Raw genomic sequence first — 19,563 nt, 5'->3', positions numbered from 1 at the left:
CCGGCTCCTGGGACTGCGGTTCGCTGAGGCCATGACCCCAGCGGTCCGTGGTTCTGCTGGCGACCCCGAGCTGGCTGCGGTGTACCGGGCCACGGCGACGCCCGTCCGGGTGGACGTGCCACCGCTGCAGTGCCTGATGGTGGACGGCGTCGGAGATCCCGAGACGACTCCGGCCTACGCCGACGCCGTCGGCACCCTCTACGCCGTCTCCTACGGCCTGCGCTTCATGGCCAAGGCGATCGGTGAGCAACCGTGGAAGGTCGGGCCGCTGGAGGGGCTGTGGTGGGCCGACGACCCCGACGTGTTCCTCACCGGCACACGCGCGGAGTGGCGCTGGACGATGCTGATCGTCCAGCCGACCCGCGTCACGGCGGACCTCGTCGGACGCGCGCTGGACGCGGCCGTCGCCAAGGACCGTGCGCCCGCGGCGGAGCACCTGCACCTCGACGTGCTCGACGAGGGCACCGCCTTCCAGGTGCTGCACGTCGGCCCGTACGACGCCGAGGGGCCGACCATCGCCGGCCTGCACCGCGCCATCGCCGACCAGGGGTACGCGCTGCGGGGCGCCCACCACGAGATCTACCTCGGCGACCCGCGCCGCTCGGCGCCCGAGCGGCTGCGGACGATCATCCGCCAGCCGGTCCAGCCCCCGGAGGACGCGCCGCAGGGGTAGGACGCGCCAGCCCGGCGCGACGCGTGGCTGGGTGGAGCCGATGGCGGGTCGGGACCCGGCACGAGCGGGACGGGGCCGACGAGACGGGCCCGGACACCTCCGCCCCCGGGCACCCATTTCGGACTGTGCGCCCGGTGTACGTACATCGGGCGTACAGGCCGTTCGGTACCTTGCCGAGCCGCGCGGACTCGCCCGTGAGCCCGGGCAGCCCACCGCCGGGCGCGATGAGCTGGGGAAATCGGGCATATCGGGACACGGCTTCTGCCAGGCTGCACGCGCCCCCAACGCCGCGCCCGCCGAGGTCACCCCATGTCGACACGCGCCCGCACCCACCACCGGAGCGGTCGGCTCGCGCTCCTCGTCCCCCTGGCCGTCGCCGCTCTCGTCGCAGGCTGCGCACCGGACCCGACGCCCGCGCCGACCCCGGGCGCGCCCAGCCCCTCCGCCAGCCCGACGTCGCCGCTCCCCGCTCCAGCCCCGTCACCGACACAACCGGCGGAGATGTCTCGCGACGACGAGACCGGCGCGGTAGCCGCCGTCGCCTACGTGCTGAGCCTCTACGCGTACACGGAGTCAACCCAGGACACCGCACCGTGGTCAGCGATCAGCCACCCATCATGCAAGTTCTGCCAAGGCGTTCTCGACGATGTCGCCGCCCGCCGCGCCGCGGGTCAAACGGCGCGATTCCAGCCGCTGATCGTGACATCGAGGAGGACCCTGAGCGCCAGCCCCCTCCAATACTCGATCGCCGTCAGTGTCGCCGCGGGTCCTGACTCCTCCTGGACCAAGGACGGTCGCCTCATCGACCCGGGCCGAGTGACGACGGGCGAGCTGACGTTCCTGATGGTCTTTCAGATCGATCGGTGGCTCGTTCGCGAAGCCCAGGTCAAGGCGACCTCGTGATGTCAGCTGCGCCGGTACTCGCCGCGGCGCTGGCACTCGTATCGGCGGGACTGGCATGTGATCCGTCAGCTGATCCGTCAGCCGGGCCCCCCTCGACGCCTGTCTCGATCACAGCGCGAGCGGGTGGCTCCGACGTCGACGTCGCCGGTGCGACGAGCCAGCCCGGCGCAGTTCGGGACCTCACACCGTCGACAACGGGCGAACCTCTCGTCGAGAGGTTGCGGGCGCCCATCTGCCGTCGGAACCTCAGCGACTCTCCGAATCTCTTCCCGTGCCTCGGTGACGACATCACTCCGTTGCCGGAGTGCGAGGCGGCGGGGGTGGCGACGTTGGCGCCGGTTTGGCAGCGGACCCGGGCGGATGCGGCGAGCCCGTGGAGCGAGTGGACGGTGACGGCGCCGGCGTCGTGCGCCGCGGCAGCGACCGTGACACCCGAGATGGTGCTGGCCGAGTTCCGACGGATGACGCTGACGCCCAGCGCACTGACGGTCCAGCCGGATCGCGGGTGGGTGCTGGTGAACAAGCCGACGGTCGTCTACGCCGCCGGCGCGGCCGACCAGACGCTGACCACCACGATCCTAGGCACCCCGGTGACCATCACCGCCCACCCGCACAGCTACCGGTGGGACTTCGGCGACGGCGCCGTGATCAGCACAACGATCCCGGGTCGGCCCTGGCCCCAGGCGGACATCTCCCACCCCTACGTCCACACCGGCACCTACGCGATCACGCTGACCACCACCTGGTCGGCGACCTTCACCCTCGCCGAGGATCCGACGCCCCGAGACGTCCCCGGCACGGCCACCACGGTCAGCACCAGCAGGCCCTTCACCGCCGAGGAGCTGCGCTCCCACCTCGTCGCCACCACGTGCAACGAGGAGCCGCACGCCCCCGGCTGCGACTGACCGACCACCGACCACGCCGCCAGCCGTCCACCGGGCGGCGCGCGGGCATGGACACGCTGGAGGCCGCGGCGAGCAGGTGCGACAGTGTGTCCACCGGCGCGGCCGTCCACCGGTGTGCGGCTCGCCTCTGGTCATCCGTTGGAGGACCCCTGTTGGGTACCGAGATCGTCACGCGCACCCTGGCCCCCTGCACCATGGCCGCCGTCCGGGACACCCTTCCCTCTGCCGCCGACGAGGGTGTGCTGTGGGGACGCCTGTGGTCAGGGCTGGCCACAGCCGGTGCGACGCCCGTCGCCATGCCCCTGGCGCTGACCGTCTACCACGACGACTTCCTGCTGAGCCGGAATGCCGATCTCGAGGTGCTGCTCGAGGTGGCGCGCCCGTTCGAGGACACCGAGGCGGTGCACTGCCGCCAGGTCCCCGCCACGCTGGTCGCCTGCAGCCGGCAGGACGACGGTGAGCCGGAGCTGCACACCGTCTTCGACGCGCTGGGCCGGTGGATCGCCCGGAACGGCTACCGGTTCGCCGGACCGATGTTCAGCGTGCACCGGCCCGAGCCGGGGATCGTTCCGCAGGCCGGGCGGGGCATCGTCGAGGTCTGCGCGCCGGTGTCGCTGCTGCAGCTCTGAAGGCGCTCGGGTTCGTCCGACGACGCCCGTTGGCCGCTGACCCCGCCGGATGGCGCCGGATGGCCGCTTCCCCGGCAGCCGCTGCCCGGGCATGAGAGGACCCCCCGCACACCCGCCAGAGCTCACCTGCCCTTGCTGCCTTCCGGCCCTGGGGGAGTTCAGCGAGATGACGCCGCACGAGGGGTCTGCCCCCAGTCTAGGGCAGGGCCAGGGTGGCGCCGGTCGCCCCCTGCTCGACCGGCGCCGGCTCAGCGCAGCACGTCGGCCAACGGACGACGAGGGCTCGCGACCGCCCGACCGCTCGGTCGGCCCATCCGGAGCGCCGCGATCACCTGTCCACCGGCGAGCTGCGTCAGCGGTCCGTCGAACCGGTCCGCCGTCCCCAGCGCGGCGTCCCGCTCGGCCATCTCCACCGCCTGGTTCATATGCTGCATCGCCCATCCCTCCGCGACCAGGGCCAGGTGCAGCCGCTGCAGCACACGGCCGGCGTGCACCCGGGTGGCCGGGTCGCTGCGGTCGCCGACGACGAGCCCGTAGGCACGCGCCGTCGCGGTGTGCACGTCCCGCGTGGACCGGACCCAGGAGTTGTCGCCCTGCGTGCGCGACGTGGCCGGCAGCAGCTGGGCGGCCACCTCGAGGAACGGTGACAGGGCCTGCGCGTCGATGGTGAGACCGTCGCCGTACCGCTCCACCTGCTGGTGGTCGTACCGGATCAGCTCCGCGTTGTCGACGCTCATCTGGTGGTCGGCGGTCAGGGCGGTGGCGGCGTCGACGAGCAGCGTGCCGAGGCGTTGCCGCTGGTCAGGGGTGGTGATCCAGACGAGGTCCACACCGGTGCTCCCGTCCAGCGCGGTGGCGCGCAGGCGGCCCAGCAGATCGGCCGACGGCTCCTCCGGCGGGTACGCACCGCGGTCCGAGTGCCGGTGCCAGATCGCCTGGGCCAGCGGGTCCGGATCGGCGGGCGTGCGCGGGGTGAGGACGAGGCGGGCCAGCAGCGTCTCGTCGTCGGCCGCGGGCCGCACGGTCAGCCGGGTGTCGAAGCCGAGCGCCGGGGCCGCGACCTCGGCGTTGGCCACGGCGGCGCCGATGCCCAGGTGCGCCTCGCGGCGGTGCGCGTCGACCACGCCGAGGGACCGCGAGGTGTCGTCGTGCACGTCGAGCGTGACCGAGCCGTCGGCGGCCGCCGTCGGACGGAACCACCAGTTCTGCAGGTTGTGCGGGCTGGCGGCGAGCACCGCCGCGGCGACTACAGCCTCGGCACCGGTGCGGTGCGTCGGCTGCCACGCGGTGTACGCGGGGCCGGTGCGGGGGTCCAGCAGTCCCTGGCGCTGGGCGCGCACCAGCGTCCCGCCGACGACGACGAGGGCGCCTGCGCCCACCCACCCCAGCACGGCTCGTCTGCTCACACCGTCAGTGTCGTCGTCGTCCGCACCGGGCCGGCGACGCGACCGCCGGCTCATCGTCCGGCGTCCGCCGCGAGCGGGACGGAGGGGAGCCCGGCCCCCTCCAGGCCGGTGGCGAGGTACGGCTCGATGAGGGCCCTGATCAACCGCTCGCCCTCGACCGGTTCGGGCCGCTCGTCATCCAGCTGCGCGAACGCCCACCACGACTCGGCGAGCACCAGCAGCGCCTCGACGACGTGGTCCAGCCGGTCGTCGTCCACAGGGACCAGCACACCCCGCGCCCGCCAGCCGCGCGCGACCCGCCCGAACAGCTCACGGCGCTGGACCCGCACCGCCCGGTATGCCTCGGCGAGCTCCTCGTCGTCGCGGACCAGCGTGATCAGGTCCCGTGCGAAGTACGGGTGGTCCGCCGTGATCCGCGCGCCGGCCGCGACCAGCCGGTCGAGGCGCTCCGGGGTGACGTTGTCCGGGTCGATCCCGTCCCACACCGCCGAGTGCGCCTTGGCGTACCGGGCGAACAGCGCGCGGACGATCGCCTGGCGGTCGGCGTACCAGTAGTAGAGGTTGCCGGGGCTGATCCGGGCGGTGGACGCGATGCGGTTGGTGGAGACCGCGCGGACGCCTTCCGCCGCGAACAGGTCACCCGCCACGTCGAGGATCCGCTCGGCGGTGCCGGGGCGGCGCTTGCCGGTGACCCGGAGGCTGCGGCGGACGGGGGCGACGGTGGGGATCTGCACGGTGGACTCGGCCATGCCTAGAGTTTTCGCTCTAGAGCGAGCGCTCTAGTGGGACGGGGGTCCCGGGTGAAGACCTGTCAGGCGCACCGCCGGGGCTCCGCTAGACTTGCCGCCGCGGTCGGCCCGTCAGCCCAGGGTCGCCGTGCACGTGGCAGTACCAGGAGGATTCGCCTAGTGGCCTATGGCGCACGCTTGGAAAGCGTGTTGGTGTAACAGCCTCGGGGGTTCGAATCCCCCATCCTCCGCCCGTGAATGTCCGAAGGGCCCGTGACCTGCAGCGATGTGGGCTACGGGCCCTTCGTCGTTTCGGCGGTGACCATGCGTGGAGTGCCGTGGCTGCAAGCAGGTCGGCGGCGTGACGTGCGGAGCGGGACCCACTCCCAGCGGAGCGCGCGGGCGCTCCCTCTGGACGACGCCCGCCGTGGCACCGGCGGCTAGCGTGGCCGCATGCCGCACCCGGGCCAGCACGACGAGCGCGCGTGGGGGCCGCCCGGGACGCGTGGCGGCGGGCCGTGGGGCCCGCCCTGGATGCGCGGTGAGCTGGATCCCGAGCGCCGCCGCCCGGGCGCCGCGAGGCTCATCGTCCCGGCCCTCGTGCTCGCGGCCATCGCGCTCGGGGGCTCGGCTGCCGCCGATCACTTCTCGAGTGCGCCGCGGGCGCTCGACGGGCTCGGCCACCTGCTGCTCCTCGTCGCCCCCGCCTGCCTGCCCATCACCGCGCTCGGCCGGCGCGTGGGCGCGGTGGCGGGATTCGTCGCGGCGGCTGCGGTGGGCACGTACCTGTGGCTCGGCTACGCGTTCGGACCGGTCCCGCTGCCGCTCGTCGTCATCGTGGTGGTCCTCGGCGCCCGTGGGCGGCGCGGGGAGTCGTGGACGGTCGCCGGGCTCGGCATCGCCGCGATCGTGGCGCGCGGCCTGACGGACGCATCGGCACGGCCGACCGCAGCTGCCCTGTGGACTGCGGCGCTGCTGGTCGGCGGCCTGCTGGGTGAGGGCGCGCGCGGTCGCGGCGAGCGCATGCGGGCGGTCCAGGCGGCCAGGGTGTCGCGTGAGGAGGCGGCCGCCACGGCCGAGCGGCTCCGCATCGCGCGGGAGCTGCACGACGTCCTCGCGCACTCGCTGTCGACGATCAGCGTGCAGGCGGGTGTCGGGTTGCACCTCATGGACCGCGAGCCGGAGCGGGCGCGCGACGCGTTGCGCAACATCCGGACGACGAGCGTCGACGCGCTCGACGAGGTGCGGCAGGTGCTCGGGATCCTGCGCGCGGAGGGGGAGGCCGCCCCGCGCGAGCCGGCCGCGACCGCTCCGGCGGACGCCGTTCCGGCGCTGCTCGACTCGGCGCGCGCGGCGGGGATCAGCGTGGACGACCAGCTCGACCCGGCGGTTCTCGCCGGCCTCGACCCCGACCGGGCGACCGTGCTGGTGCGCGCGCTGCAGGAGGCGCTGACGAACGTGCGCCGGCACGCGGGAGCGGGCGCCCGGGTCACCGCGAGCGTTCGGGTGGAGTCAGGGGTCGTGCGGCTCGAGGTGGTCGACGACGGCAGGGCCGACCGCGGCGGCGCACGCTCCCCTGGCATCTCGTCGCCGGGTGACTCAACGGGCCACGTCGGCCACGGCTTCGGCCTGCGCGGCATGCAGGAACGCGTGGGGGCGATGGGCGGCACGGTCGACGCCGGGCCGCGCGGCACCGGATGGGCCGTCGTCGTCGAGCTGCCGCGGGGCGCGGCATGATCCGCGTGCTGCTGGCCGACGACCAGCAGCTGATCCGCGCCGGCCTGCGTGCCCTCGTCGACGCCGAGCCCGACCTCGTCGTCGTCGGCGAGGCGGCGACCGGCGCGGAGGCGGTCGAGCGCACGCTCGACCTGCTGCCCGACGTGGTCCTCATGGACATCCGCATGCCGGGGCTCGACGGGCTCGAGGCGACCCGCCGCATCGTCGCGGATGCCCGGGCGGGCGGTGTGCACGTCGTCGTCGTGACGACGTTCGAGCTCGACGAGTACGTCGGCGAGGCGATACGGAACGGCGCGAGCGGGTTCCTCGTCAAGGACACCGAGCCCGCGGAGCTGCTGCGGGCCATCAGGGTGGCGGCTGCCGGCGAGGCGCTGCTGTCGCCCACCGTCACACGCCGCCTGCTCGAGCGCGTGGCGCGCGCGACGCGCGACGCGCCGCCGTTGCCGGGCATCGCCGAGCTGACCGCACGGGAACGCGAGGTCGTCGTCCTGGTCGGCGAGGGCCTCTCGAACTAGGAGATCGGCGAGCGGCTGTTCCTCTCGCCGCTCACGGTGAAGACGCACGTGCTGCGCGCGAGCGGCAAGCTCGGTGCCCGCGACCGGGCGCAGCTCGTCGTCGCCGCCTACGAGTCCGGCCTGGTCCGGCCGGGGTGGGCGACCTGAGTCTCGTGCTCCGTCCGGAGCGTGCGGAAGGCTCCGCCGGGACGACGACGGGGACCGTCCTGCCGAGGGAGCGTGGAGCTGCGGCCGAGGTCCGGTCGCACGCCACACCGGGAGGTTCGTCATGCTCACCACGTTCGCCAGCGCGCTGGCCCACCCCGTCGCGTACGGCGGCTGGTGGCCAGGCCCGTGGTTCCTGCTGGTCCCGCTGTTCTGGTTCCTCGTCGTCGTCGGCTTCGTCGTCTTCTTCGCGACGCGCCGGCGCCGGTGGGCAGCCGCTGGTCGAGGCCCGTGCGGCCCTTGGCCGGGGATGGTAGGCCGGAGCTCGGCGACGTCCGTGCTCGCCGAGCGGTTCGCCCGCGGCGAGATCGACGAGGCGGAGTACCGCGCCCGGCTGGAGACGCTGCTCGCGACGGAGCAGCCAGCGCAGCCCTGACCGACGCGCCGCCGGACCGTGGCCCGCGGTTCGGCGGCGTCGCCCCGGGGCTACGGCGCGGTGAGCTCGACCAGCTTCAGCACGGTGTTCCAGTTGCGGCTGGTCGCGACGACGCCCTTGGGCGGTCCGGACCGGGCCAGGGCCTCGGCGAGCGGGGAGCGGCCCAGACCGTCCGGGGCGTACAGGTAGAGCGCGCGGTCGCCGAGACGGACCTCCTCCGGCAGGAACGCCGCCAGGTCGAGGGACGCGAACCGGGACTCCTCGACCGGCTCGGAGAAGTACGTGACGTGCAGCTGCTTGCCCTGCAGCACCCCCGCCGGGAACGGGCAGGCGTCGGCGACGGCCTTCAGGTAGTCGTGGTCGCGCACCAGCACCTCGACGTCGAACCCGAAGCGTGCCCCGATGGCCGCCCGGAGCCGGGTCGCGAGCGCCTCCTCGTCGTCGTGGTCGCTGGTGAAGACGGCGTTGCCGCTCTGCAGGTAGGTGCGCACGTCGCCGTGACCCAGGTCGGTCAGCAGCGACCGCAGCTCGGCCATCGGCAGCTTCTTGTTGCCCCCGACGTTGATGCCCCGCAGGAGCGCGGCATAGGCCTTCGTCACGGCGTGACCGCGGCGCGGGTGGACTGGCGGACCACCAGGTGCGTCGGCAGCGGCGTGTCCACCGTGACGCTGTCCGGCTCCTCGACGGCGACCAGCACCTTCTGCATCATCAGCTCGCCCAGCGCGGCGAAGTCCTGCCGCACGGTGGTCAGCGCCGGGTAGAGGTAGCCGGACTCGGGCACGTCGTCGAACCCCACCACGCTGACGTCGTCCGGCACGCGCAGGCCCCGCTCGCGCAGGGCCGAGAGCACACCGATCGCCATGTGGTCGTTGGCCACGAACACCGCCGACCCGGGGGCGACGTCGAGCTCGGCACCGAGCCGGTAGCCGCTGGCCGCGGACCAGTCGCCGTGCAGCGGGGTGACGATCTCGAGCCGGCGCTCCGCGAGCTCGTCGCGCCAGCCGCGCACGCGCTCGATCGCGTCGGCGGCCCGCTGCGGGCCGGCCAGGTGCAGGATCCGCTGGTGGCCCAGCTCGGCCAGGTGGCGGACGGCGGAGCGCGCACCCCGGTACTGGTCGATCGAGACGAACAGCGGGCTGCGGCGCGCGGTGGACGCCGCGGCGACCACGGGGACGCTCAGGTCCAGGCCGCGGACCAGCTCGAGCACGTCGGCGTCGGCGACGACGAACACGATGGCGTCCACCCGCTGGCGCAGCAGGCTCTCGACGATCGCCCGCACGTCGGTCGGGTCGGTGTCGAGCAGACTGACCGTCTCGACGTTGTAGCGGGCGGCCCGGGCCGCGACGTTGAAGTGCATCGCCACCGACGTCGGCCCGAAGTCGGCGGCCATCGGGGTGACCAGGCCGATCGTGCGGGTGCGACGGGTCACCAGCGCACGGGCCTGCGGTGACGGGCTGTACCGCAGTTGCGCGATCGCCTGCTCGACGCGCGCGCGAGTGGCCGGCCGCACGTTCGGCAGGTCGTTCAGCACGCGCGAGACCGTTTGGTGGGACACCCCCGCGAGCCGCGCGACGTCGAGGATGTTCGCGGCGCGCGAGCCGCCGTCGCCGCTCATGCCTCGTCCCCCTCCGACCGGGCCACCATCGCCAGCAGCGAGTCCGTGGTCAGGCCCTCGGACGGCACGACGTCGACGACGCGGCCGTCCTGCAGGATCGCCACGCGCGTGCCGACCCGCAGCACCTCCTCCAGCTCCGCCGAGATGAACACCACGGACAGCCCGTTGTCGGCCAGCTCGCCCACCAGGTTCTGGATCTCCACCTTGGCGCCCACGTCGATGCCGCGCGTCGGCTCGTCGAGCACGATCACCCGCGGGGACAGCGCCAGCAGCCGGGCGAGCAGCACCTTCTGCTGGTTGCCGCCGGACAGGCTGGCGACCGGCCGGTCGAGGTCCGGCGGGCGGATGTCCAGCGCCTCGACCCAGCTCGCCGCGAGCTCCCGCTGGCGCGCCGACCGGATCCGGCGCAGCACCCCGCGCTGCGCCTGCAGGGCCAGCGTGATGTTCTCCAGCACGCTCAGCTCGCCGATCAGCCCCTCGGTGCGGCGGTTCTCCGAGGAGTAGACGACGCCGAGGGACAGCGCTCGGCGCGGGCTGGACAGGCGCCGCTCCTGCCCGTCGATGCGGATGATGCCGGCCTCCAGCCGGTCGACACCGGTCAGGGCGCGGGCGAGCTTGGTCCGGCCGGAGCCGAGCAGCCCAGCCACGCCCAGCACCTCGCCCTCGACCAGGTCGACGTCCGCGTCGGCGATGCCCGGCAGGACGGTGACGCCGCGGGCGCTCAGCGTCACGGACGGGTCGTCGTCGGGCGCGTCGAACGCCTGCCGCTCGGCGAGCGCGGCGGCGGACCGGCCCAGCATCTTCTGCACCAGGTCGATCCGCAGCAGCTCGGTGGTCAGGTACTCCCCGACCAGCCGGCCGTTGCGCAGCACCGTGATGCGGTCGCAGATCTCGTACACCTGGTCGAGGAAGTGCGAGACGAACAGGATCGCGACGCCACGGGCCTTCAGCTCGCGGATGACGCGGAACAGCTCGGCGACCTCGTCGAAGTCCAGGCTCGACGTGGGCTCGTCGAGCACCAGCACCTTGACGTCCGTCGAGATGGCGCGGGCTATCGCGACGAGCTGCTGCACGGCCAGCGGGTGGGTGCCCAGCACCGACGCGGGGTCGATCTCCAGGCCGAGGGCCGCGAGCGCCTCGTGCGCCAGCCGACGGGTCGCGGCCCAGTCGATGGCCCCGACGCGGTTGCGCGGCTCGCGGCCGAGCGCGATGTTCTCCGCGACCGTCAGGTTCGGCAGGAGGTCGATCTCCTGGTACACGGTGCTGATGCCGGCCAGGTGCGCGTCGTGCGGCGTGGCGAACCGCACCACCTCACCGCCGAGGCGGACCTCGCCGGCGTCCAGCGCCAGCGCGCCCGTGAGCGCCTTGATCAGCGTCGACTTGCCGGCGCCGTTCTCGCCCATGAGCGAGTGGACCTCGCCGGCGAACATGCGGAAGTCGACGCCGTCGAGCGCGGTGTCCGACCGGAAGCGCACCGTCGCGCCGGTGACCTGCACCAGCGGCTGCGCGTCCTCCATGGTGCTCATCATGCCGTGGCCCGCACGGCGCCCCGACGGGCCACGGCGAGCCTATCTGCGCCGTGCGGACCGGGCGACGATCAGCCGCTGGACCACGACGAACAGCAGCAGCAGGGCGCCGATGGTGATGCGGGTCCACGACTGGTCGACACCGAGGAAGTTGATGATCGTCTTGATCATCCCGTAGACGAACACGCCGATCATCGAGCCGACGACGAACCCGCTGCCGCCGGTCAGCAGCGTCCCGCCGATCACCACCGCGGCGATCGTGTCGAGCTCGGTGCCGATCCCGTTCAGCGGGTAGGCCGCGCCGGTGTAGGCGGTGAAGATGACGCCCGCGAGCCCCGCGCACGTACCGCTGACGACGTAGGCGAGCAGCTTGGTGCGGGCGACCGGCAGGCCCATCAGCCGCGCCGACTGCTCGCTGCCACCCACCGCGTAGACGGTGCGGCCGAACCGCGTGTACGCCAGCAGCCCGGCCCCGACCAGGACCACCAGCAGCGCGATGATGCCGGTCGGCGTGATGTACCAGCCCGCCCCCGCCTGCAGGCGCGTGCCCTGGAGCCAGAGGATCGCCGGGTCGGTGACCTTGATCGAGTTCAGGCTCACCACGAACCCGAGCCCGCGCGCCAGGAACATCCCTGCCAGGGACGCGATGAACGGCTGCACGTCGAAGTACTGGACCAGGACGCCGACACCGAGCCCGATGAGGGCGCCGGTCGCCAGCATCGTCGGGGCGACGACGGACGACGGCAGCCCGTCCCGCAGCAGGCTCGCACCCATCATCCCGGTGAACGACATCACCGCCCCGACGGACAGGTCGATGCCGCCCGTGAGGATCACGAACGTCATGCCGACGGCCAGGATCAGCAGGTAGGAGTTGTCGAGCAGGATCGACGACACCAGCCGCGGCGTGAGGAACTTGCCGAAGTAGAGCTGGGCGCCGACCACCATCACGACGAGGATCGCGACCGCCGCGAACACGGGGATCCACGAGGCGTGCCGAGCCATGAACCGGTGCGGGCGCGTCACCGCGCGCAGCTCGCCCGTCAGAACCGTCTGCGTGCTCGTCATGACGCGACCTCCGTTCGCTCGACGGGCTGGGCGGACCGCACGCTCAGCCGACCGCCGAGCCGACCGACCCAGCGCCGGAACCGGCTGGACTGGATGAGGACGACGACCACGACGACGGCCGCCATGAACACCGGCGTGACGGCCGGCGGGACGCCGAGGAACGTGATGGTCGACTTCAGCGTCTGGATGGTGAACACGCCGACGACCGTGCCGGCCAGGCTGAACGTGCCCCCGGCCAGGGAGGTCCCGCCGAGCACCACCGCGAGGATCGCGTCGAGCTCGATGTACAGACCGGCCGCGTTGGCGTCCGCCGCCATGATGTTGGAGCTGTAGAGCAGGCCGGCGAAGCCGGCGAGCAGCCCGCTGGCGGCGTAGGCGCCCCAGATGATGCCCCTGGCCCGCACACCGGCCAGCCGGCTCGCCTCCGGGTTGATGCCGACGGCCTCGGTCAGCACGCCGAGCGCCGTGCGCCGCTCGATCACGGCGACGACGGCGATCGCCGCCAGCGAGACGTAGAACGCGAACGGCAGCCCGAGCACGTACCCCTGCGCCATGAACTTGTAGGGGTCGCTGTTGATCGTGGTGATGAAGCCGCGCGTGATCAGCAGCGCGATGCCGCGACCGGCGAGCATCAGCACGAGGGTCGCGATGATCGGCTGGATGCCGAGCACCGAGATGAGGAAGCCGTTCCAGACGCCGCACGCCAGGCCGGCCAGCACGGCGGTGCCGATGGCCACGGCGAGCACGGACGGGTTCGACGGGGCACCCGAGTCCTGGATGATCTGCAGGGCCACGGCCCCCGACACCGCCATCACCGCACCGACGGACAGGTCGATGCCGCGGGTCGCGATCACCAGGGTCATCCCCAGGGCCACGAGCATCAGCGGTGCGCTGTTGCGCAGGATGTCGATGAGCGACCCGTACAGCCGCCCGTCCTGCACGGTGATGCTGACGAAGCTCGGCCGCGACAGCGTGTTCGCCAGGATCAGCGCGAGCAGCACCACGACCGGCCAGAACAGCCGATGCTTCATGACGGCGTTCACGCCGCTCCCTCCCGGCCCTGGTGGGCGATGAAGTCGATCAGTCCGTCGACGTCGGTCTCGCTCGAGGCCAGCTCGCCGATCTTGCGGTGCTCGCGCATCACGACGATCCGTTGCGACAGGCGCAGCACCTCCTCGAGCTCCGAGGAGATGAACACGACGGACAGCCCCTGCTCGGACAGCTCGGCGACCTTGCTCTGGATGTCCGCCTTGGCGCCGACGTCGATGCCGCGCGTCGGCTCGTCGAGGATCAGCAGCGCCGGTGCGGTGGCGAGCCACCGGGCCAGCAGCACCTTCTGCTGGTTGCCGCCCGAGAGGTTGCGGATGAGCATGTGCGGGTTCGCGGGCCGGATGCCGAGAGCAGCGATGTACTCGGACACCAGCGCATCCTGCTCGGACCTGCGCACCTTGCGCCATCCCCTGCGCGCCTGGATGCCCAGCACGATGTTCTCCGCGACGGTCAGGTCGCCCAGGATGCCCTCGGCGCGACGGTCCTCGGGCGAGTAGGCGATGCCGTGGTCGATCCCGCGCCGCGGCGTGTTCAGCCTGACGGCCTTGCCGGCGACCTCGATCTGGCCCTGGTCGGCGTGGTCCGCACCTGCCAGCACCCGCGCGAGCTCCGTGCGGCCGGACCCGAGCAGGCCGGCGATGCCCACGACCTCCCCGGGGTAGACGTCGACGTCCACGGGCTCGATGAGGCCCTTGCGGCCGGCCCCCTTCATGCGGACCACCGGGGTGCCGGACCTGTCGACCGGCCGGTCGGACGCGCCCGAGAGGGCGGCGAGGTCCTCGAGCTCGCGGCCCAGCATCAGGGAGACGAGACGGCCGGGCGACAGCTGGTCGATCGGGTAGTCGCCGACGAGCCGGCCGTTGCGCAGCACCGTGCACCGGTCCGAGATCTCGAACACCTGGTCGAGGAAGTGCGTGACGAACAGGACGGCGACACCGCGCGACCGCAGGTCGCGCATCACGGCGAACAGCTGCTGGACCTCCCCGCGGTCGAGGCTGGACGTCGGCTCGTCGAGCACCAGCACCTTCGCCTCGGTCACCATGGCGCGGCTGATCGCGACGAGCTGCTGGACGGCGATCGAGTGGCTCCCCAGCGCGGTGCGCGTGTCGAGCCTCAGGCCGAGGTTCTGCAGGTGGCCGGCCGCTTCCCGGTGGGTCGCGCGCCAGTCGATCCGTCCGGCGCGGCGCACCTCGTGGCCGAGCATGACGTTCTCGCCGACCGACAGGTTCGCGCAGAGGTTGACCTCCTGGTACACCGTCGACACGCCGGCCGCCTGCGCATCGGCGGTGCCGTGGAACACGCGCTGCTCACCGGCGACGGCGATGCTGCCGGCGTCGACCGCGTACTCCCCGGTGAGGGCCTTGATCAGCGTCGACTTGCCGGCGCCGTTCTCGCCCATCAGCGCGTGGATCTCCCCGCCGCGCAGCGTGAGGTCGACGTCGTCCAGGGCCTTGACCCCGGGGAACTGGATGGTGATGCCGCGCATCGCGACGAGCGCGTCGCTCGTCGTCTCCTCGTCGGTGAGGGACATCGGGGCTTCCTTCACGGTGGGCCGGGGCGGGGGCCGGTACGAGACCGACCCCCGCCCGTCGACGGTGCCTGGCGGGTCAGTACTTGCGGCTGGGCAGCGCCGTCTTGGCCTGGTCCTGCGTGAAGGACTGGTCCGTGGCGACCTGCGACTTGGGCACCGACTGACCGGCGACCACCTTCTTGACCAGGTCGGACACCTGCGGGCCGAGCAGCGGGTTGCACTCGACGACGTAGTTGAACTTCCCGTCGGCGAGCGCCTGCAGGCCGTCGTGCGTGGCGTCGATCGTCACGATCTTGATGTCCTTGCCGGGGGTCAGACCGGCTGCGGTGATCGCGTCGAGCGCGCCCAGACCCATGTCGTCGTTCTGGGCGAACAGCATCTGGATCTTGTTGCCGTACTTCTGCAGGAAGCCCTCCATCACGGTCTTGCCGTCGGCCCGCGTGAAGTTGCCGGTCTGCGAGGCGAGGGTGGTGATGGGAGCACCGGCCGAGCCGGCCGTGAAGCCGGTCGCACGGTCGAGCGCCGGGGCCGAGCCGGTGGTGCCCTCGAGCACCACCATGTTGGTCGGGCTGGTTGCCGTCTTCTTGGCCCACTCGCCGGCCGTCTGGCCCTCCTTCTTGAAGTCGTCGCCGACCCAGGCGGCGTACAGGCTCGGGTCCGACACGTTGATCGTCCGGTCCTCGAGGATCACCGGGATCTTGGCGGCCTTGGCCTCCTTGAGCACGTCGTCCCAGCCGTCCACCGTGATGGGTGCGATGACGATCGCGTCGACGCCCTGGTTGATGAAGCTGCGGACGGCCGCGATCTGGGCCTCCTGCTTGTTGTCCGCGGCGTTGAAGATCAGCTTGAAGCCGTTCGCCTCGGAGAACGCATCCTTCATCGACTGCGTGTTGGCGGCGCGCCACCCGGACTCCGAGCCCGTCTGCGCGAACCCGACCGTGATCACCTTGTGGGCGGCGCCCCCTCCACCGGCCGTGCTCGAGCCCGTCGAGCCCGAGGCAGAGCCCGAACATCCCGTCGTCGCCAGCGCGATGGCCCCTGCCAGCGCGAGCCCAGCGAGCAGCCTCTTCCTCATCCTCAAAACCTCCTTGTTTTGAGCCCGGACACGTCCGGACTGAGCCGGAAACCTGCTGAGCCAGGTCCGTGGGCGCGACGTTAACCTTCACATCGGACATCGGGGAAGATTGTGAGCGGTAACAATTGGGTAACGTGCCTGCTCACCAGCGGCGATGGCCTGGCTGCGGACCTCCCCAGTGGCGCCTGGTGTGATCCTTCACATTCCGGTTCCAGGGCGTGAGCAGCGGCTTCGTCGCCGCGACGGGGCGAAGGCCCGGACTCGTGGTCCAGGCAGGGCGTCAGGCGTCGAGCAGCGCGAGCACCGGGCGGAGCGCCTCGATCGAGCCGGCGGTGATCGGGTCGAGCACCAGCTGCACCTCGGTGATGCCGGCGTCGGCGTAGGCGCGCAGCCCCGCGGCCAGCTCCTCGGGCGAGCCCGTGAGCGGGCGCACCTGCTGGGAGTCCGAGGTGTCCCCCATCGTCCGGCCGACGCCGCCCGGCAGCTGGACGAGCACGGCGACGGTCCGCGCGACCTCGTCGGACTCCCGTCCGGCCGCCCGCAGCGCCGCTGCCAGGGGCCGCGCCGCGGCGGCGGCCCCGTCCGGCGTGTTACCCGTGTCGGCGTACCAGGCGTTCCACGAGTCGACGTGCGGCGCCGTGGCAGCCAGCATCCGCGGCCCGATCGAGCCGATCATCAGCGCGGGGCCGCCCGGCGTCGGGCCGCGGGGCACCAGCTCGCAGTCGCGTGCCGACCAGTACTGCCCGACGAAGTCCACGGAGCCGTCGCGCAGCAGGGACCGGATGATGGTGAACGCCTCCTCGAACCGCGCGATGCGGTGGTCGAAGGGCAGCCCGAACGCCGCGAACTCGACGGGGTTCCACCCCGCGCCCAGGCCGAGGACGAAGCGGCCGCCGCTGATCTCGTCGAGCGTCGCCGCCTGCTTGGCCAGCACCGCCGGGTTGCGGAAGGCCGTGCACGCCACCAGCGGGCCGAGGGTCACCCGCGACGTCGAGGCCGCGAGCGCGGCCAGCAACGAGCCGGCCTCCCACGGGCCGCGGGTGGAGCCGTCGGCGAAGCGGTAGAGCAGGTGGTCGCCGACCCACACCGAGTCGAGGCCGACGTCCTCCACGCGGCGGGCCAGGTCCAGCAGCTCCGGCCAGCGGACGTCCCGCTCGACCTCCGGCAGCTGGACGCCGACCCGGAGCGGGCGACGGGAGGACGCGCTGGAACGGCGGGGATGGCGCGGCTCGTCGGGCATGTGCCGACGGTAGCTGCGCGCCCCGACCTGGGCCGGACGGGCGGAGGACGGGACGCATCCCGGCGCCGGGTCGGGCCGGGCCGCGGTCGGCCTGTGAGGAGTTCCACATCGCCCCGGGGACCACCGGCCCGGAGGTGCCGGGGCAGCCCCCGGTTACCGTCGACGCCGGACCGTCACGGGCGACGCGCCCGACCGCCGCGACCCTCCGACCGACCAAGGACCACCCCGTGCGCACGCTCCAGCGCGTCCCCGTCAGCTTCTTCGGCATGGTGCTCGGCGTGTTCGGCCTGGGTAGCGCGTGGCGGTACGGCGCGAGCATCGGGCTGGTCCCGCACTGGGTCGGTGAGGTCGGCGTGCTCGCCGGCTGCGCCGTGTGGCTGGTGCTCACCCTGATCTACGCGTACCGCTGCGTGCGCGCGCGGGACGGCGTCGTCGCCGAGTGGCGCGACCCGGCGACGTTCTCGTTCATCAGCCTGCTGCCGGCGGGAGGCATCCTCGTCTCCGCCGGCCTGCACCCGTACGTGCCGGCGGTCGCGGCCGTGCTGCTGTGGCTGGGCATCGCCGGGCAGGTGGCGTTCGCCGCGATCCGGGTCGCGCCCCTGTGGACGGGCACGCAACCGCTCGAGGCGACGACGCCCGGGTTCTACCTGCCGTTGGTCGCGGCGAACTTCATCAGCGCGATCGGGCTCGGTGTCGCCGGTCACGATCAGCTCGGGTACCTGTTCCTCGGCGCCGGGCTGGTGTCCTGGTTGACGCTCGAGCCGATCATCACGCACCGGCTGCGCACCGGGACCGAGGTGGCCCCCCGGGCCCGCGGGGTTGTCGGGGTGCAGCTCGCACCGGCGTTCGTCGCCTGCTACGCGTACCTCTCGGTGAACGGCGGCCGGTTCGACACCGTCGCGCTGCTGCTGTTCGGGTACGGGCTGCTTCAGCTCGCGCTGATGCTGCGGCTGTGGCGCTGGGTGCTCGGCGCCGGCTTCGCACCGGGGCTGTGGGCGTTCTCGTTCGGGCTGGCCGCCATGGCCAACTCGGGGCTGCGCCTGGTGCACTCGCACCCGGAGCCGGCCGTGCTCGTCGTTGCCGTCGCGTCGGTCGGGCTCGCCACGACGCTGCTGCTCGCGCTGGTCGTCGGCACCACGGTCCTCGCCGTGCGGGGACGCCTGGTGCCCGGACCGGTGCGTGAGGCCGACCCCGGCCGGACCAGCCCGGCACCGGCGACGGACGCCCTGGTCTCCGGCTCGATCCGCTGACCGGCCGAGCCTGACCGCGGGTCAGGCGGACCCGTGCGACCGCGGCCCCGAGGTGCGACGAGCCTCCCGGCGACGCAGCCGGCACTCGGGACGTCCAGCCGCGCGACGTACCCTGGCTGGCCGTGGCCACCTTCTCCTCCGTCCTGCGACAGCACGTGATCCAGACCCTCGCGGAGTACGACCAGCGCGGCGGTGCGGAGTTCCTCCGCCTCTACGGGTTCACGGCCCAGCCGGAGTACACGGTGGTCCACGAGGGGCTCAGCTACGACGCGCGCGCGGTGCTGGGCGTCGCGCACCGGCTGGCGACGGGTCGCCTGGCGCCTGCCGACGAGTTCCACGGCATGGACGCCGCCGTCGCCCTGCTCCGCAAGCGCGGGTTCGAGGTGCACGAGCCGTTCTCGGCCTCGGCAGCGAGGGCGGCCGCCGCCCGGCCCGCCGCCCGCGCGCCGCGGGCCGTGAGGACGCCGTCGGTCCGCAGCGCACCGTCGCGGTCGGCCGTGGCCGACGAGGCGCCGGCGATCTGCCCGACGTGCTTCATGGCGCTGCCCGCCACCGGCATCTGCGACAACTGCGGCTGAGCCGCCCGACGAGGAGCGACCCCCGATGTCCCTGGACCGCGCCCGCGACCACCTCGCCCGGTACGGGCGCGCCGACGACGTGATCGTCACCGAGCACTCCAGCGCCACCGTCGAGCTCGCGGCGCAGGCGCTCGGGGTTGCCCCGCAGCGGATCGCCAAGACGCTCAGCTTCCGCGGGGCCGACCCCGACACGGCGATCCTCGTCGTGCTGGCCGGCGACGCACGCCTGGACAACGCCGGCTTCAAGCAGGCGTTCGGGCTGAAGGCGCGGATGCTGGGTGGGGACGAGGTCGAGCGGCTGACGGGCCACGAGCCCGGCGGCGTGTGCCCGTTCGGCAACCCGGAGTCCGCCACCGTGTGGCTGGACACGTCCCTGCAGCGGTTCGACTCGGTGTTCCCCGCGTGCGGCGACGCCGCCTCGGCCATCGAGCTGACGTGCGACGAGCTGGAGACGGTCGCCCGGCCGGCGGGGTGGGTGACCGTCTCCCGACTGCCCGACTGACCCCCCGCCAGTCTGCGGCGGGCCGGCTCCGGCTTGGGGCGGGCGGCGCTCCTGC

19 protein-coding genes, 1 tRNA gene, 1 other RNA gene and 1 pseudogene are annotated in these 19,563 nt (G+C 73.0%); 11 read left to right on the top strand and 11 right to left on the bottom strand.

Annotation, left to right across the window (positions count from 1 at the left end; translation table 11 throughout):
• The first annotated feature begins 31 nt into the window (after positions 1 to 31).
• From N0B34_RS10690 to N0B34_RS10675, 4 genes are all read left to right on the top strand, one after another.
• Positions 32 to 673, top strand: coding sequence for a GyrI-like domain-containing protein (locus tag N0B34_RS10690; protein WP_263731375.1), 642 nt, complete (start codon positions 32 to 34; stop codon positions 671 to 673).
• 309 nt (positions 674 to 982) lie between these two features.
• Positions 983 to 1,576: a DUF6318 family protein gene (locus N0B34_RS10685; protein ID WP_263731374.1), complete on the top strand. Its 594-nt coding sequence runs from the start codon at positions 983 to 985 to the stop codon at positions 1,574 to 1,576.
• A gap of 425 nt (positions 1,577 to 2,001) precedes the next feature.
• Complete coding sequence (locus tag N0B34_RS10680) at positions 2,002 to 2,481, top strand: PKD domain-containing protein (RefSeq protein ID WP_263731373.1); 480 nt, start codon at positions 2,002 to 2,004, stop codon at positions 2,479 to 2,481.
• Positions 2,482 to 2,633: 152 nt separating this feature from the next.
• Complete coding sequence (locus N0B34_RS10675; RefSeq protein WP_263731372.1) at positions 2,634 to 3,110, top strand: hypothetical protein; 477 nt, start codon at positions 2,634 to 2,636, stop codon at positions 3,108 to 3,110.
• A 92-nt stretch (positions 3,111 to 3,202) separates the two neighbouring features.
• Here the strand turns inward: N0B34_RS10675 and ffs are convergent.
• The 3 genes from ffs to N0B34_RS10660 all read right to left on the bottom strand — a co-directional run bounded on the left by ffs (position 3,203) and on the right by N0B34_RS10660 (position 5,265).
• An RNA gene (gene ffs / locus N0B34_RS10670) (signal recognition particle sRNA small type) lies at positions 3,203 to 3,299 on the bottom strand.
• A 59-nt stretch (positions 3,300 to 3,358) separates the two neighbouring features.
• The gene (locus N0B34_RS10665) at positions 3,359 to 4,516 is read right to left on the bottom strand and encodes a hypothetical protein (RefSeq protein ID WP_263731371.1); all 1,158 of its coding nucleotides are present in this window, start codon (positions 4,514 to 4,516) and stop codon (positions 3,359 to 3,361) included.
• A 50-nt stretch (positions 4,517 to 4,566) separates the two neighbouring features.
• Positions 4,567 to 5,265 carry a TetR/AcrR family transcriptional regulator gene (locus tag N0B34_RS10660; protein ID WP_263731370.1) on the bottom strand — a complete coding sequence of 233 codons (699 nt, stop codon included), beginning with the start codon at positions 5,263 to 5,265 and terminating at the stop codon, positions 4,567 to 4,569.
• Between the two features lie 145 nt (positions 5,266 to 5,410).
• Here N0B34_RS10660 and N0B34_RS10655 point away from each other — a divergent pair.
• From N0B34_RS10655 to N0B34_RS10640, 4 genes and pseudogenes are all read left to right on the top strand, one after another.
• Positions 5,411 to 5,495: transfer RNA gene (locus N0B34_RS10655), tRNA-Ser, on the top strand.
• A 202-nt stretch (positions 5,496 to 5,697) separates the two neighbouring features.
• On the top strand, positions 5,698 to 6,981 hold the full coding sequence (locus N0B34_RS10650; RefSeq protein WP_263731369.1) for a sensor histidine kinase: 1,284 nt from the start codon (positions 5,698 to 5,700) through the stop codon (positions 6,979 to 6,981).
• Positions 6,978 to 7,643: pseudogene (locus N0B34_RS10645) on the top strand (response regulator). Before N0B34_RS10650 ends, N0B34_RS10645 begins: the two are co-directional and overlap by 4 nt.
• Before the next feature lie 121 nt (positions 7,644 to 7,764).
• The gene (locus tag N0B34_RS10640) at positions 7,765 to 8,076 is read left to right on the top strand and encodes an SHOCT domain-containing protein (RefSeq protein WP_263731368.1); all 312 of its coding nucleotides are present in this window, start codon (positions 7,765 to 7,767) and stop codon (positions 8,074 to 8,076) included.
• A 50-nt stretch (positions 8,077 to 8,126) separates the two neighbouring features.
• Here N0B34_RS10640 and N0B34_RS10635 read toward each other — a convergent pair whose 3' ends face one another.
• From N0B34_RS10635 to N0B34_RS10600, 8 genes are all read right to left on the bottom strand, one after another.
• The gene (locus N0B34_RS10635) at positions 8,127 to 8,675 is read right to left on the bottom strand and encodes a DUF1697 domain-containing protein (RefSeq protein ID WP_263731367.1); all 549 of its coding nucleotides are present in this window, start codon (positions 8,673 to 8,675) and stop codon (positions 8,127 to 8,129) included.
• The gene (locus N0B34_RS10630) at positions 8,672 to 9,691 is read right to left on the bottom strand and encodes a LacI family DNA-binding transcriptional regulator (RefSeq protein WP_263731366.1); all 1,020 of its coding nucleotides are present in this window, start codon (positions 9,689 to 9,691) and stop codon (positions 8,672 to 8,674) included. Before N0B34_RS10630 ends, N0B34_RS10635 begins: the two co-directional genes overlap by 4 nt.
• The gene (locus N0B34_RS10625; RefSeq protein WP_412175735.1) at positions 9,688 to 11,217 is read right to left on the bottom strand and encodes a sugar ABC transporter ATP-binding protein; all 1,530 of its coding nucleotides are present in this window, start codon (positions 11,215 to 11,217) and stop codon (positions 9,688 to 9,690) included. The genes N0B34_RS10630 and N0B34_RS10625 overlap by 4 nt, the downstream gene beginning before the upstream one ends.
• Positions 11,218 to 11,259: 42 nt before the next feature.
• Positions 11,260 to 12,282: an ABC transporter permease subunit gene (locus N0B34_RS10620; protein ID WP_263731364.1), complete on the bottom strand. Its 1,023-nt coding sequence runs from the start codon at positions 12,280 to 12,282 to the stop codon at positions 11,260 to 11,262.
• On the bottom strand, positions 12,279 to 13,325 hold the full coding sequence (locus tag N0B34_RS10615; protein ID WP_412175730.1) for an ABC transporter permease: 1,047 nt from the start codon (positions 13,323 to 13,325) through the stop codon (positions 12,279 to 12,281). Before N0B34_RS10615 ends, N0B34_RS10620 begins: the two co-directional genes overlap by 4 nt.
• Positions 13,322 to 14,863, bottom strand: a complete 1,542-nt coding sequence (locus N0B34_RS10610; protein WP_263731363.1) for a sugar ABC transporter ATP-binding protein — start codon at positions 14,861 to 14,863, stop codon at positions 13,322 to 13,324. The genes N0B34_RS10615 and N0B34_RS10610 overlap by 4 nt, the downstream gene beginning before the upstream one ends.
• A gap of 76 nt (positions 14,864 to 14,939) precedes the next feature.
• Positions 14,940 to 15,938: an ABC transporter substrate-binding protein gene (locus N0B34_RS10605; RefSeq protein WP_263731362.1), complete on the bottom strand. Its 999-nt coding sequence runs from the start codon at positions 15,936 to 15,938 to the stop codon at positions 14,940 to 14,942.
• Between the two features lie 280 nt (positions 15,939 to 16,218).
• Positions 16,219 to 17,178: an LLM class flavin-dependent oxidoreductase gene (locus N0B34_RS10600; RefSeq protein WP_263731361.1), complete on the bottom strand. Its 960-nt coding sequence runs from the start codon at positions 17,176 to 17,178 to the stop codon at positions 16,219 to 16,221.
• A gap of 227 nt (positions 17,179 to 17,405) precedes the next feature.
• Here N0B34_RS10600 and tehA point away from each other — a divergent pair, with 227 nt between their 5' ends.
• The 3 genes from tehA (at position 17,406) to N0B34_RS10585 (ending at position 19,508) form a co-directional block, all read left to right on the top strand.
• Entirely contained in the window at positions 17,406 to 18,428 is a 1,023-nt protein-coding gene (tehA, locus tag N0B34_RS10595) for a dicarboxylate transporter/tellurite-resistance protein TehA (RefSeq protein ID WP_263731360.1), read from the top strand.
• Between the two features lie 122 nt (positions 18,429 to 18,550).
• On the top strand, positions 18,551 to 19,006 hold the full coding sequence (locus N0B34_RS10590) for a hypothetical protein (protein ID WP_263731359.1): 456 nt from the start codon (positions 18,551 to 18,553) through the stop codon (positions 19,004 to 19,006).
• A 25-nt stretch (positions 19,007 to 19,031) separates the two neighbouring features.
• Positions 19,032 to 19,508: a YbaK/EbsC family protein gene (locus tag N0B34_RS10585; protein WP_263731358.1), complete on the top strand. Its 477-nt coding sequence runs from the start codon at positions 19,032 to 19,034 to the stop codon at positions 19,506 to 19,508.
• The last annotated feature ends 55 nt before the right edge of the window (positions 19,509 to 19,563 follow it).

Origin of the sequence: Cellulomonas sp. SG140, assembly GCF_025770785.1 — a bacterium.
Taxonomy (GTDB): domain Bacteria; phylum Actinomycetota; class Actinomycetes; order Actinomycetales; family Cellulomonadaceae; genus Cellulomonas.
Note: the sequence above shows the minus strand (reverse complement) of the source record. Positions and strands in the feature narration are given on the sequence as shown.

What these genes read in the sequence shown, in the direction of transcription:
- N0B34_RS10690 (WP_263731375.1), top strand. Translation starts at nt 32, where the DNA reads ATGACCCCAGCGGTCCGTGGTTCTGCTGGCGACCCCGAGCTGGCTGCG.
- N0B34_RS10685 (WP_263731374.1), top strand. Translation starts at nt 983, where the DNA reads ATGTCGACACGCGCCCGCACCCACCACCGGAGCGGTCGGCTCGCGCTC.
- N0B34_RS10660 (WP_263731370.1), bottom strand. Translation starts at nt 5,265, where the DNA reads ATGGCCGAGTCCACCGTGCAGATCCCCACCGTCGCCCCCGTCCGCCGC.
- N0B34_RS10650 (WP_263731369.1), top strand. Translation starts at nt 5,698, where the DNA reads ATGCCGCACCCGGGCCAGCACGACGAGCGCGCGTGGGGGCCGCCCGGG.
- N0B34_RS10640 (WP_263731368.1), top strand. Translation starts at nt 7,765, where the DNA reads ATGCTCACCACGTTCGCCAGCGCGCTGGCCCACCCCGTCGCGTACGGC.
- N0B34_RS10630 (WP_263731366.1), bottom strand. Translation starts at nt 9,691, where the DNA reads ATGAGCGGCGACGGCGGCTCGCGCGCCGCGAACATCCTCGACGTCGCG.
- N0B34_RS10625 (WP_412175735.1), bottom strand. Translation starts at nt 11,217, where the DNA reads ATGAGCACCATGGAGGACGCGCAGCCGCTGGTGCAGGTCACCGGCGCG.
- N0B34_RS10620 (WP_263731364.1), bottom strand. Translation starts at nt 12,282, where the DNA reads ATGACGAGCACGCAGACGGTTCTGACGGGCGAGCTGCGCGCGGTGACG.
- N0B34_RS10610 (WP_263731363.1), bottom strand. Translation starts at nt 14,863, where the DNA reads ATGTCCCTCACCGACGAGGAGACGACGAGCGACGCGCTCGTCGCGATG.
- N0B34_RS10605 (WP_263731362.1), bottom strand. Translation starts at nt 15,938, where the DNA reads ATGAGGAAGAGGCTGCTCGCTGGGCTCGCGCTGGCAGGGGCCATCGCG.
- N0B34_RS10600 (WP_263731361.1), bottom strand. Translation starts at nt 17,178, where the DNA reads ATGCCCGACGAGCCGCGCCATCCCCGCCGTTCCAGCGCGTCCTCCCGT.
- N0B34_RS10585 (WP_263731358.1), top strand. Translation starts at nt 19,032, where the DNA reads ATGTCCCTGGACCGCGCCCGCGACCACCTCGCCCGGTACGGGCGCGCC.